The sequence below is a fragment of the Streptomyces sp. YIM S03343 genome (assembly GCF_054729195.1).
Genome location: NZ_JBPUKX010000002.1, coordinates 480620 through 492828, shown reverse-complemented (window position 1 = coordinate 492828; position 12209 = coordinate 480620). Strand labels below are relative to the sequence as shown.

At 72.0% G+C, this 12209-nt stretch carries 9 protein-coding genes; 7 read left to right on the top strand and 2 right to left on the bottom strand.

Going from position 1 to position 12209, the window contains the following annotated elements; genetic code table 11:
• Positions 1–88: 88 nt before the first annotated feature.
• Both ACSYGN_RS37980 and ACSYGN_RS37975 read right to left on the bottom strand, forming a co-directional pair.
• Positions 89–2119: an ATP-binding protein gene (locus ACSYGN_RS37980; protein ID WP_460404823.1), complete on the bottom strand. Its 2031-nt coding sequence runs from the start codon at positions 2117–2119 to the stop codon at positions 89–91.
• A gap of 383 nt (positions 2120–2502) precedes the next feature.
• Complete coding sequence (locus ACSYGN_RS37975; RefSeq protein WP_460404821.1) at positions 2503–3045, bottom strand: GNAT family N-acetyltransferase; 543 nt, start codon at positions 3043–3045, stop codon at positions 2503–2505.
• On the opposite strand from ACSYGN_RS37975, the gene ACSYGN_RS37970 reads away from it, so the two are divergent.
• The 7 genes from ACSYGN_RS37970 (at position 3044) to ACSYGN_RS37940 (ending at position 12186) form a co-directional block, all read left to right on the top strand.
• Complete coding sequence (locus ACSYGN_RS37970) at positions 3044–3646, top strand: helix-turn-helix domain-containing protein (RefSeq protein WP_460404819.1); 603 nt, start codon at positions 3044–3046, stop codon at positions 3644–3646. The genes ACSYGN_RS37975 and ACSYGN_RS37970 overlap by 2 nt on opposite strands.
• Positions 3643–4848, top strand: coding sequence for an MFS transporter (locus ACSYGN_RS37965; protein WP_460404817.1), 1206 nt, complete (start codon positions 3643–3645; stop codon positions 4846–4848). The genes ACSYGN_RS37970 and ACSYGN_RS37965 overlap by 4 nt, the downstream gene beginning before the upstream one ends.
• A gap of 157 nt (positions 4849–5005) precedes the next feature.
• Complete coding sequence (locus ACSYGN_RS37960; protein WP_460404815.1) at positions 5006–6181, top strand: acyl-CoA dehydrogenase family protein; 1176 nt, start codon at positions 5006–5008, stop codon at positions 6179–6181.
• Between the two features lie 253 nt (positions 6182–6434).
• On the top strand, positions 6435–6953 hold the full coding sequence (locus ACSYGN_RS37955; RefSeq protein ID WP_460404813.1) for a three-helix bundle dimerization domain-containing protein: 519 nt from the start codon (positions 6435–6437) through the stop codon (positions 6951–6953).
• A gap of 22 nt (positions 6954–6975) precedes the next feature.
• Positions 6976–7929, top strand: coding sequence for a polyphosphate kinase 2 family protein (locus tag ACSYGN_RS37950; protein ID WP_460404811.1), 954 nt, complete (start codon positions 6976–6978; stop codon positions 7927–7929).
• 79 nt (positions 7930–8008) lie between these two features.
• Positions 8009–10747, top strand: coding sequence for a cation-translocating P-type ATPase (locus ACSYGN_RS37945; RefSeq protein ID WP_460404809.1), 2739 nt, complete (start codon positions 8009–8011; stop codon positions 10745–10747).
• A gap of 182 nt (positions 10748–10929) precedes the next feature.
• Positions 10930–12186, top strand: a complete 1257-nt coding sequence (locus ACSYGN_RS37940) for a serine hydrolase domain-containing protein (protein ID WP_460404807.1) — start codon at positions 10930–10932, stop codon at positions 12184–12186.
• Positions 12187–12209: the final 23 nt, after the last annotated feature.

Below are 12209 nucleotides of genomic sequence, written 5' to 3'. Positions count from 1 at the left end.
CGCCGCGTCACGCTCAGAAGGACCAACTTCCCCAGGAAGAAGCGGAGTTCCCGGCTCCGCGTCAGTCAGGATCCACCCGCACGGTCCGTCAGAGGTCTTCCTGCGGAAGAGGCCCCAGCAGTTCCGCCAGCACCGCGTCGGGCTCCCGCAGCCGGGTCTGTGCGACCACGTCGTCGTAGCCCTCCTCACCGAGCAGAGTACGGGCGGTGTGCTCGTACCGGGCGCGTACCGGGCCGATTTCCGGAGTACCGCGCTGTGGGTGGCCGACCGCGCCCCAATAGCTCTCGCCGGCGGTGAACGCGGCGACCGCGCGTTCACCGGCACCCTCCGCCGCGAGCGCCGACGCCAGTACGTCGAGACCGAGGGCCACACCGAAGCTGTCGCCGATACGTCGCTTGCCCTCCAGCATGGACACGGCGTGCGCGGTCGCCCGCGCCGCACGGTCCTCGAACAGGGCGATGAGGGCGAGCTGGTAGTCGGCGGAGGAACGGGTCCACCACTCGCCGCGCGCCGCACTGCGCCGCCGCAGTTCCTCGGCCTCCAGCCGCGCCTGCTCCAGCAGGCCCTGCGCGGTGAGGGCGAACACCCGCACCAGACGGCACAGCACATGGGCCGCCGTCTCCTGCGGTGCGCTCTCGCCCTGCTGCAGACCGAGATCCACCACATGCTTGGCGGCCATGGGGCGCCAGCCGAGCAGATGGATCAGCCCGAGCAGGTACGACGAGCGCAGGACACCGTCGAGATCGCCCCGGCTCTCGGCCTCCTGACGGCACAGATCGGCGAGGGCGCGCCCCGTCGCGTGCTCGCCCCGCAGCACCCGGACCACGCCGAGCGCCCACAGCCCCCGGACACGGCCGGGACCGGGCTCGGCGGACGAGCCGAGGGCGTCCTCGAGATACTGCGTGGCCTCCGGCAGATGACCGCAGCAGCTCCAGAAGAAGCCGAGGACGGCGCTCAACTCCACAGCGTCGTACGGCCGTACGTCAAGAAGGTGGTCCAGCGCCGCGCACAGGTCGGCGTGCACCGCGTTGATCCACCGGTACCAGCGGGTCTGGTCGGGACCCAGCCAGCCCTCGTCGGCGCGGCGCGCCATCTCCAGGTAGTAACGGGCGTGCCGGCCCGCGAGTTCGGCGCTCTCGCCGAGCTCGGCGAGCCGGGTACGGCCGTACTCCCGGACGGTGTCGAGCATGTGGTAGAGGTCGCCGCGGCGGGTCAGCACCGACTTGCGCTCCAGCCCGGCGAGCGCCGACATGACGTCCTCGGGGGCCAGCGGCCCGCCGGCGCACACCGCCCGTACCGTGTAGGTGTCCACGACGCCGCGGAACACGGACAGCCGCGCCCACAGCAACCGCTCCTCGGGCAGGCACAGTTCATGGCTCCAGCCGATGGCGGTGTGCAGCGCCCTGTGCCGCGGCGCGCCGCCGCGCGGGTCGGCGGCGGCTAGGTCGAGCCGGGAGGCGAGGTCCTGGTCGATCCGGTCGAGGGTACGGTCGGGAAGCTGTCCGGCGATCAGTTCCACGGCGAGGGGGATGCCGTCGAGCCGCCGGCACAGCCGGGTCGCGACGATCATGTCCGGGGTGCCGGTGAGCGGTCGGCCGATCGCGGCGGCGAGCCGGCCGAGCAGATGCACGGCGTCTGTGCTGGCGGGCAACGGCTCGACGTCCACGCGGTGTTCGTCCGGCAGCCCGAGCGGCTCCCGGCTGGTCACCAGAACGGTCAGCTCGGGGCAGTGCCCCAGGAGATGCCCCACCAGGGCACGGCAACTGGGCAGCAGATGCTCGCCGGAGTCCAGCACGAGCAGCAGCCGCCGGTCGGACAGCCACTCGGTGAGCGCGTCCAGGGCCGCGCCCGGTGTGTGGTCGGCGAAGTCGAGCGCGTCGGCGACGGTGGCGACGAGCGTGCGGTCGTCGGCCGGTTTCCACAGATCCGCCCAGCGCACGGTCAGCCCGCTCGTCCTGCGCTCCGCGTCCGCGCAGTGCAGCGCGAGCCGTGTCTTGCCGACCCCGCCCGGCCCCGTCAGGGTGACCAGACGGTGCAGACGCAACATCCTGGAGACGTGGGCGACTTCGCCCAGGCGACCGATGAAATCGGCAGGGATCGCGGGCAGGTTGCTCAACACAGGGGGAGTCTCGCGTGTCCGATGCCTGCGCGTGCCCCGATTTGACTCTTACGTGTTCGTGTGAAGGGGAGCGTGGCGACATCGCGGGGCACGGGGCACGACGGGGTGAGCCGTGCGCCGGGTGGCGTACACCGTGGCCGCCCTCGACGGCTGACCTTCCGCGAACGGGCCGCCCACCACTCACCGGCCCGCCAGGCTGCGAAGCCGGAGCCTGCCTACCGCCCGTCGGCCACCCCCGGCCCGTCGGTCGCCCCCGGCCTGGCGGACACCACCCCCGGCCCGACGGACGCCGTGGCCCCGCACGGCACCGCCGCGGCCCGCCCGGCCACGGTCACGCACCCGCCCGGACGACCTCGGAGCCGTACCGGCGGTGGCGACTGCGCTCACGCACCGCCGTCCGACCCGTCCAGCGCCAGCCGCAGCAGCGTCAGATCCAGCCAGCGGCCGAACTTCACCCCGACCTCCCGCACCGTCCCCACCTGCTCGAACCCGAACCGCTCGTGCAGCCGGACCGACGCGCTGTTGCCGGCCTCGATGCCCGCGATCATCACATGGTGCCCGGCGTCACGGGCCGCGCCGACGATCGTGCCCAGCAGTGCCGTGCCCACCCCGAGCCCGTGCCGGTCCTCGCGGACGTAGACCGAGTTCTCCACGGTGTGGCGGTAGCCGTCGAGCTGACGCCAGGGGCCGTAGGCCGCGAAACCGGCGACCTCGCCCGGCGCGCCGGGCAGCTCCGCCACGAACGCCGAGCCGCGCGCGAGGTGATCGGCGAGCCAGGCGGCGCCGTCGGCGGGGGACAGCGGGGTGTCCGTCCACAGCGCCGTCGAGTGCTTGATGGCGTGGTTGCGTATGGCGCGGACGGCCTCCGCGTCACCGGCGTGCGCGGGCCGCACCACCACCCGCTGCTTCTCGTATAGTGGATACATGTCCAACATAGTAGATCCTCTGGTCGGGCAGATCGCCGCCCGCGTGCGCACCGAACGCGAACGCCGCAGGTGGACCCTGGCGCAGCTTGCGGAGGCCTCCGGGGTCTCCCAGGCCATGATCAGCAGGATCGAGCGCGGCGAGAGCAGCCCCACCGCCGTCGTCCTCGGCAAACTGTCCGCCGCGTTCCGGCTCAGCGTGGCCTCCCTGCTCGCGCTGGCCGAGGGGACACCCGACGGGGATGACGGGGATCCGGCCGCCACCGCGGACGTAAGGCGCGGAGCCGGAGCCGCCGAGTGGACCGACCCCGCCACCGGCTACCGGCGCCGCCAGATCACCCGTCCCGGCTTCCCCGCGGAGATCGCCGAGATCCGCCTGCCCGCCGGGGCCCGGGTGCCGTATCCGGCCGCTGCCTTCGCCTTCGTACGGCAGATCGTGTGGGTGCTGGAGGGACGGCTCACCTTCCACGACGGCGTCACCGTGCACGAACTCGACGCGGGCGACACCATCGAACTCGGCGAACCCGCGCCCCGCACCTTCGCCAACACCGGTGACACGGAATGCCGTTACGCCGTCGTCCTGACCCGGGACCGGCGGCCGTGACCCCGCCGCCGGAACGCAGCCGTACCCTCCTGCTCGCCGTCGTCGCTGCCGTGGCGATCGCCAACAACTACGCGATCCAGCCCGCGCTCACCGAGGTCGCCTACGGGCTGCACGTCCGGACCTCCGTGATCGGCCTGGTGCCGACCGCCGCGCTCACCGGCTGCACCGCCGGATTCGCCCTGCTGCTCCCGCTCGTCGACCGGCTGCCCCCGCACCGGCTGGTCACCGGACAGCTCGCCGTCCTGGCCGCCGCCCTCGTCCTCGCTGCCAGTGCACCCCAGGTCGGAGTCCTGCTGGCCGCCTATCTGGCCGTCGGCGCGACCGCCGGAGTCGCCGCCCAGGCCAGCAGCATTGCGGGCCGCCATGCCCCGCCCGGCCGCCGCGCCACCGCCGTCGCCACCGTGGCCGCCGGTCTGTCCGCCGGGATCCTGCTCGGCCGGCTCGCCGGGGGAGCCCTCGCCGACGCCCTCGGCTGGCGGCGGATGCTGCTCGTCTTCGCCGCGCTCGTCCTGCTGTGCGCCCTCGCCGCCGTACGGCTCCTGCCCCGGCAGCGGCCGTCGTACCGGGGCGGCTATCTGGCCACCGTCGCCTCGCTGCCCCGGCTGCTGCGGCAGCACGTGGCACTGCGCCGGGCGGTGACGTGCGGGGGCCTGTGGTACTTCGCCTTCAACCTCGTCTGGGTGGCCCTCACCCTCGCCCTCGGCCGCCCGCCCCACTCCCTCTCTCCCGCCGCCATCGGCCTCTACGGCCTCGCGGGCCTCCTCGGCTTCGCCGCGCTCCCGCTCACCGGACGCCTCACCGACCGCCTCGCCCCCGGCACCGTCATCGCCGCGACCATGCTGACCGCCGCCGCGGGCACCGCCCTGCTCGCCACCGGGCTCGGCTCCCCACCCGTCACCGCGCTCGGGCTCGCCCTGTTCGACGCGGGCTGTTTCGCCGCCCAGGCCGCCAACCAGAGCCGTGTCATCGGCATCGACCCGGCCCGCGGCGGCAGCCTCAGCGGGGTCTATCTGGTGCTCTACTTCGTCGTCGGCGCCCTCGGCACCGCGGCCGCCGCGCCCCTTCTCGACCGGACCGGCTGGCAGGGCACCGCCCTCGTCGCCACCGCGGCCCTGCTCGCCGCCGGGTTCCTCGGCCGCGCCGGAGGGACCGTCACTGACGGTGCGCCCGCCGCGCACAAAGATGCGCCGGTACGTCGTTGACCGATGATCCGCCGCCGGGCCAGGGTGAGGGGGCCGCGCCGGACCAGGGCCGACCGGCGCCGAGCACCCCTGCCGCCTGCCCACACCCGACCCGGACCCGGACGGACCCGGCCCCCCCCGCAGCCCAGCCCCCCGCCGCCCACCCTCAGGAGCCCCGATGAGCCGCCCGCCCATGAAGGACCCCCTCGACCTGCTCGACCTCGCCGCCACCCTCTCCGACGAGGAACGCGCGATCCAGGCAACCGTCGCCAAGTTCCTCGCCGAACGGGTGCGCCCGCACCTCGGCGAGTGGTTCGAGAACGCCCACTTCGCCCGCGAACTCGCCCCGGAACTCGGCAAACTGGGCGTCCTCGGCATGCATCTGGAGGGCTACGGCTGTGCGGGCACCAACGCGGTCTCCTACGGCCTCGCCTGCCTGGAACTGGAGGCCGCAGACTCCGGCTTCCGCAGCTTCGTCTCCGTCCAGGGCTCCCTGTCCATGTACTCCATCTGGAAATGGGGCTCGGAGGAGCAGAAGCGCGAGTGGCTGCCCCGGCTGGCAGCGGGCGACGCCATCGGCTGCTTCGGCCTCACCGAACCCGACTTCGGCAGCAACCCCGGCGGGATGCGCACCCGGGCCGTCCGCGACGGCGGCGACTGGATCCTCGACGGCACCAAGATGTGGATCACCAACGGCGGCATCGCCGACGTGGCCACCGTCTGGGCGCAGACCGACGACGGCGTCCGCGGCTTCCTCGTCCCGCGCGGCACCCCCGGCTTCACCACCCGGGACATCGAGCGCAAGATGTCGCTGCGCGCCTCCGTCACCTCGGAACTGCACCTCGACGGCGTCCGCCTCCCCGACTCCGCGCGGCTCCCGCTCGCCGAGGGCCTGCGCGGACCGCTCTCCTGCCTCAACGAGGCCCGCTTCGGCATCCTGTTCGGCGCGGTCGGCGCCGCCCGCGACTCGCTCCAGGCGGCCGTCGACTACGCCGACGCACGCGTCCAGTTCGACAGGCCGATCAGCGCCTTCCAGCTCACCCAGAAGAAGCTCGCCGACATGGCCGTCTCGCTAGGCACCTCGGCGCTGCTCGCCGTCCATCTGGGCCGCCTCAAGGACCAGCACCGGCTGCGCCCCGAACAGATCAGCGTCGGCAAGCTCAACAACGTCCGCGAGGCCATCGCCATCGCCCGGGAGTGCCGTACGATCCTGGGCGCGAACGGCGTCTCCCTGGAGTACTCGCCGCTGCGCCACGCCAACAACCTGGAGTCCGTGCTGACCTACGAGGGCACGGCTGAAATGCACACCCTCGTCATCGGCCAGGCGATCACCGGGCACGCGGCGTTCCGCTGACGTCCGGGGCAGGCGTGGGCTCCTCGGGCGACGGCGCCCGAGGCAGCCTCCCGCATCCCGCGAACCACCGCACGCACGGCGGGCGAGATCCGGACGGACCGGGCGCGGCCCGACCGGAGCCTCCCTCAGGCCGTCGGGGACCACCCCGGTTCCCCGAAGAGCGATCTTGCCGGGGCGGCCGGACAATGGGCCTCATATGGCCCACGCCGGGTGACGAACCGCGCCGGGTGCCCAGGTCGGGAGGTCGTGCGGCATGCTTTCCGTGACGTTCCGCAATGTACTGCCGGTCCGCGCCGCCGAGGGACTCGCGCGCGCCGCACCCGGCTCCGGCAAGCCGGGCGGCGCGGCTCCCACCGGTGGTGGCCAAGGCAAGCCGGGCCGCGCGGTCCCTACCGACGACGGCTCCGGCAAACCGGGCGGCGCAGCTCCTACTGGTGGCGGCCCCGGACTGAGTCTCGAAGAACGGCCGCGGTCTCGGAGCGGCGGCGCCCGCTCCGCGGGCCGGCCGGGCGGGACGCACGCGATCGTGCCGCGGCGTGACGAGGACGACGCCGTGGAGGAGGTGCTCGGACGCCTCAGCCGTGCCTACGACTCGCTCGACGGCGCTACCGTCGAAGTCGCCGTCAAGGACGCCTGCCAGGCCTTCCGTCAGGCCAGGATCCGGGCCTTCGTACCGATCCTTGTCGAACGCCGCGCCCGCGCCGCCCTCGACGCCGCGGTCCGCAGGCGCAGCTCGGCACCGGAGGAGGGCAATCCGCTGTCCGCACCGTGAGCGCAGAGAGGGACTGGCCGGTATGGCACCACCCAGCAGAGCCGAACGGATCGCGGAGCTCATCGAGCCGCTGCGCGTGCGACCGGGCTCCCGTGTGGACCTGGACGAGGACTTCGACCCCCGCTACAAGGGGCAGGTCAGGAAGAAGCACAGCGCCGAACTCCTCAAAGTCGGCGTGTCGCTGCTCGCCGAGTACCAGGAGCGGCTGGCCGCGCAGGACACCTACGGCGTGCTGCTCTGCCTCCAGGGCCTCGACGCGGGCGGCAAGGACGGCACCATCCGGCATGTGATGAGCGGGGTGAACCCACAGGGCGTGAAGGTCAGCAGCTTCAAGGTGCCCTCCGCCGAGGAACTCGACCACGACTACCTGTGGCGCTACGCCCGGCGGCTGCCGGGCCGCGGCGAGATAGGGATCTTCAACCGTTCGCACTACGAGGAGGTCCTCGTCGTACGGGTGCACCCCGAGGTCCTGGAGCGGCAGAAGCTGCCGGCCAGCGCCCGCACCGAGAAGATCTGGGAGCGCCGCTACCGGCAGATCAACGACTGGGAGCGGTATCTGAGCGAGAACGGCTTCCGGATCGTGAAGATCTTCCTGAACCTTTCCAAGGAGGAGCAGCGCACCCGCTTCATGAAGCGCCTCGATGTGCCGGAGAAGAACTGGAAGTTCTCCGCCGCCGACATCCATGAGCGCCGCTACTGGGACGACTACCGGGTGGCCTTCTCCGAGATGCTGTCCGCCACCAGCACCCGCTGGGCGCCCTGGTACGTCGTACCGGCGGACCGGAAGTGGTTCGCGCGGCTGTGCACGGCGGCGGTGCTCGCCCACACGCTGATGGACATCGACCCCCAGTACCCCACGGTCCCGGAGGAGGCGTTGAAGGACCTGCTCGCCGCCAAGGCGGGCCTGGAGGCCGAGGCACCGGAGGGGGAACCCGGCGATCCGTACGCGGCCCGGCACCGGGTGCCCGGCGGCTGACGGCCGTCCCGGCCCGCACGGCACGGGATTTCGCGTGGGAGGAACGACCGATCCCGATCGGAGAATCGGAGACACGACCATGGCGGCGTTGCAGCCGAGCCCGGCAGGACCACGGCCGAAACCCCGGACGGACTGGTACGCGCGCCCCGCCGCGGATGTGACCGCGTACCTCGCGGTGGACCCCGCGACCGGGCTGACAGCGGCGAAGGCGGCCGAACTGCTGGCCGCCAACGGCCCGAACGCGCTGCCCGAGGAGAAACCGCGGCCGATGTTGCTGCGTTTCCTCGACCAGTACCGCAGCTATATGCAGCTCGTGCTGCTGGGCGCCACCGTCGTCTCCCTGGCGATCGCCGAGTGGAGCACGGCGATCCTGCTGTTCCTGCTGACCCTGTTGAACGCGGTGGGCGGGCTGCGGCAGGAGGGCAAGGCGGAGAGCGCGATGAACGCGCTGAAGTCGATGATGAAGGCCACCGCCCGGGTGCGCAGGGACGGCACCGAGTCGGAGATACCGGCCGAGGAACTCGTGGTCGGCGACATCGTGCTGCTCGCGGCGGGTGACCAGGTGCCCGCCGACGGACGGATCATCGAGGCCAGCTCCCTCCAGATCGACGAGTCCGCGCTCACCGGGGAGAGCGTCCCCGCCGCCAAGGACACGGAGGTGCCGGAGGCGGTGTCCTCCGGCGGCGCCCTCGGTCCCGGCGACCAGACGGACATGGCGTTCATGAACACCCCGGTGACGCACGGCAGCGGACTGCTCGTCGTCACCGGCACCGGCTCGGACACGGAACTCGGCAGGATCGCCGGGATGCTGTCCGCCACCGCGCGCGAGGTGCCGCCGCTGACCCGGCAGCTCAACACCCTCACGGTGTGGATCACGGCGGCGGCCGGACTGACCATGGTCGTGATGTTCGCCATGGGACGCGCCCGCGGCCAGGCCTGGGACACGCTGTTCGTCAGCGCGGTCTCCCTGGCCATCGCCGCCATCCCCGAGGCACTGCCGACCGTGACCCAGGCGATCCTCTCGGTCGGCAGCGTCAACCTCGCGCGACGCAACGCCATCGTCAAGGAACTGCCCTCGGTCGAGACCCTCGCCTTCACCTCGGCGATCAACTCGGACAAGACCGGCACCCTCACGATGAACCAGATGACCGTCGTGGAGGTGCTCAGCGCCACCGACCGCTTCACCGTCTCGGGCACGGGCTACGACCTCACGGGCAAGGTCCACCACGCGGCCGGACGCTCGGCGGGCATCGAGGAGGCGATCCTGCCCTACGTCGTCGCGAGCGACGCACGGCTGGTGGACGGCGAGGTGGTGGGCGACCCCACCGAGGGCGCGTTCCTCGTCCTCGGGCACAAGGCGGGCCTGGACGCCGAGGCCACCCAGGACCGCCTCCCACGCCTCGCCACCCTGCCGTTCGACCCGACCTACAAGCTGATGGCGACCTTCAACTCCGCCGTCGACGACTCGGGCCGTCCCGTCGTGCGGTGCTTCGTCAAGGGGGCCGGTCCCGCCGTGACGGCGCGGGTGAGCGGCGCGCTCGCCGAGGGCGGGACCGTGCCGTGGGACGCCGCCCTCAGCGGGCGTCTGGAGGCGGAGACCGACCGGATGGGCCGCGAGGGGCACCGGGTGATGGCCGCCGCCGTACGCGACCTCGACCCGGCCGGCTTCGACCCCGACGGCGATCTGCTCGCCCTGGTCACCGGCCTCACCCTGACCAGCCTGGTCGCCATGGTGGACCCGCCGCGTGAGGAGTCCAAGGCGGCGGTGGCGAACGCGCAGGCCGCGCACATCACGGTCCGCATGGTGACCGGGGACGACGTCACCACCGGCGCCGCCATCGCCCGCCGCCTCGGCATCCCCGGCGAGGCCGTCCTCGGCGCCGAGTTCGCGGCGCTGCCGGAGACGGACCAGCTCGACCGGATCGACGCGATCGGCGTCGTCGGACGGGTCGCCCCGGAGCACAAGGTGCTGCTGGCCCAGCTGCTCAAGAAGAAGGACAACGTCGTCGCGATGACGGGCGACGGCGTCAACGACGCCCCGGCCATCAAGGCCGCCGACATCGGCATCGCCATGGGCAGCGGCACCGACGTCGCCAAGAACGCCGGACGCATGATCCTCTCCGACGACAACTTCGCCACCATCGTCTACGCCGTGGAGCAGGGCCGGAAGATCTACGACAACCTCAGCAAGTACATCCGGTTCGTGCTCCTGCTGCTGGTGACCTTCGTGCTGACCTTCCTCGGGGCGACCCTCTTCAACATCGCGGGCGGGGAGCCGTTCACCCCGGCGCAGGTGCTGTGGATCCACTTCGTGGTCAACGCCTCGTTCGGCTTCGCGCTCGGCTTCGACCAGGAGAGCCCGGGACTGATGCGGCGCCAGCCGCGCCCCCGGGGTGAGTCGGTGCTCACCCGGTCCGTGATCACGACGACAGGCCTCGGCGGACTGGCCCTCACCGTGATCTTGCTCGCGCTGATCAAACTGGGCGAGGCCCGCTACGACAGCACCGCCGTCGGCAACTCGATGGCATTCACGGCGTTCGCGCTCTGTCTGGTGGTGGCCGCGTTCGAGTGCCGAAGCGAGACCGACTCGGTCCTGACCCCGGCCACCTTCGACAGCAAGCAGATGAACAGGGTGGCCGTGGTCCAGATCGTCCTTGCCGCCTTCGCGACCCAGGTCGACGGGTTCCGGCGCATGCTCCACACCACGCAGATCGATGGGCGGCAGTTCGGCTGGGCCCTGCTGTCTGCGGTCGTCCTGCTCGGCCTGTGGGAGCTGGGCAAGCTCCTGGCCCGCCGGCCGGCGGGCACGGCGACGTGACAGCGCGGTGGCATGGCGGCATGGGGGAGAGGGGGCAGAGGGGCTGGCGGGAGAAGGGTGACGCCCGTCAACAGGCGGGACAGCTGAGGCGCTTCTATGCTGGCGGTGATGGGCCGCACGCGGCCCGCCCTCTGGTGCGGCTGTGGTCTGCGGCATGGATCCCCTCACCCGGGAGCAAGCCCATGACACACCCGTCCATACGACTGCGCAGGGGGACCGTCGCGATCGCGGCGGTGGGGGTGCTGGTGGTGTCGGCCGCGGGCGGGACCGCGGTGGCACTGCCGTCCACCGCCCCGTCCACGGCCCCCGCAGCCGCCGCGCCCACCCCGTCACCGGTCGGCGGCGATGCCGTCCGCGACCTCACCCCGGCCGTACAGCGGGCACTCGACGCGGCCGTCCGACGGATCATGGGGCAGGCCGGAGTTCCCGGTGTGACCGTCGGCATCTGGACCGCGGACAAGGGCACGTACGTCAAATCCTTCGGCGTCGCCGACAAGAACACCGGCCGCGCGATGCAACCGGACCTCTACATGCGCATCGGCAGCGAGACCAAGACGTTCACCGTCACCGCGCTGCTGCAACTCGTCGACCAGGGCAGGATCGGCCTCGACGACACCATCGGCAAGTACATCAGCGGTGTGCCGAACGGCAACAAGATCACGCTGCGTCAACTGGCAGGGATGCGCAGCGGGTTGTTCAACTACTCGATGGACGACGACTTCTTCAAGGCGCTCACCGCGAACCCGAACCGGCCGTTCACCCCGCAGCAACTGCTCGGCTACGCCTTCAAGCACCCCGTGCTGTTCCCGCCCGGCGCGCAGTTCAACTACTGCAACACCAACCTGATCCTCCTCGGCCTGGTCGTCGAGAAGATCAGCGGCCAGTCCCTCGCGGGCTACATCCAGCAGCACGTCCTCGACCCGGCCGGTCTGAACCACACGTCCTTCCCGACCAGCAACGCGTTCCCTGACCCCCACGCGCAGGGCTACACCGACCAGACGGCCAGCGGCAAGGTCGAGGACTCGGCCAACTGGGACCCCTCCTGGGCCTGGGCCGCGGGCGCCATGATCTCCCAGCTCCAGGACATGCGGGTGTGGGCACGCACCGTGGCCACCGGCCAACTGCCCGACGGGAACCGGATGATCAGCACCGGCTTGCAGCGGCAGCGGCTGATCACACCCGCCACGCCCATCCCCAACACCGGCTATGGCCTTGGCATCTTCAATGTGCAGGGCTGGATCGGCCACAACGGCTCCCTGCCGGGCTACGAGTCCCTGACGGTCTACATGCCTGAGGCCCGGGCCACCCTCGTCGTCCTGCTCAACACCGACATCAACTACAAGGGCCAGGAGCCCAGCACCCTGTTCGGAAGCGCGATCACGCGGATCATCTCACCGGACCACGTCTTTGCGCTGCCCGCCCAACCCGCGGGCAGATGAGGCGTCTTGAGCCCACGACGTGC

Coding starts and splice junctions, on each gene's coding strand:
- ACSYGN_RS37940 (WP_460404807.1), top strand. CDS start 10,930: ATGACACACCCGTCCATACGACTGCGCAGGGGGACCGTCGCGATCGCG.
- ACSYGN_RS37970 (WP_460404819.1), top strand. CDS start 3,044: ATGTCCAACATAGTAGATCCTCTGGTCGGGCAGATCGCCGCCCGCGTG.
- ACSYGN_RS37975 (WP_460404821.1), bottom strand. CDS start 3,045: ATGTATCCACTATACGAGAAGCAGCGGGTGGTGGTGCGGCCCGCGCAC.
- ACSYGN_RS37950 (WP_460404811.1), top strand. CDS start 6,976: ATGGCACCACCCAGCAGAGCCGAACGGATCGCGGAGCTCATCGAGCCG.
- ACSYGN_RS37960 (WP_460404815.1), top strand. CDS start 5,006: ATGAGCCGCCCGCCCATGAAGGACCCCCTCGACCTGCTCGACCTCGCC.
- ACSYGN_RS37955 (WP_460404813.1), top strand. CDS start 6,435: ATGCTTTCCGTGACGTTCCGCAATGTACTGCCGGTCCGCGCCGCCGAG.
- ACSYGN_RS37945 (WP_460404809.1), top strand. CDS start 8,009: ATGGCGGCGTTGCAGCCGAGCCCGGCAGGACCACGGCCGAAACCCCGG.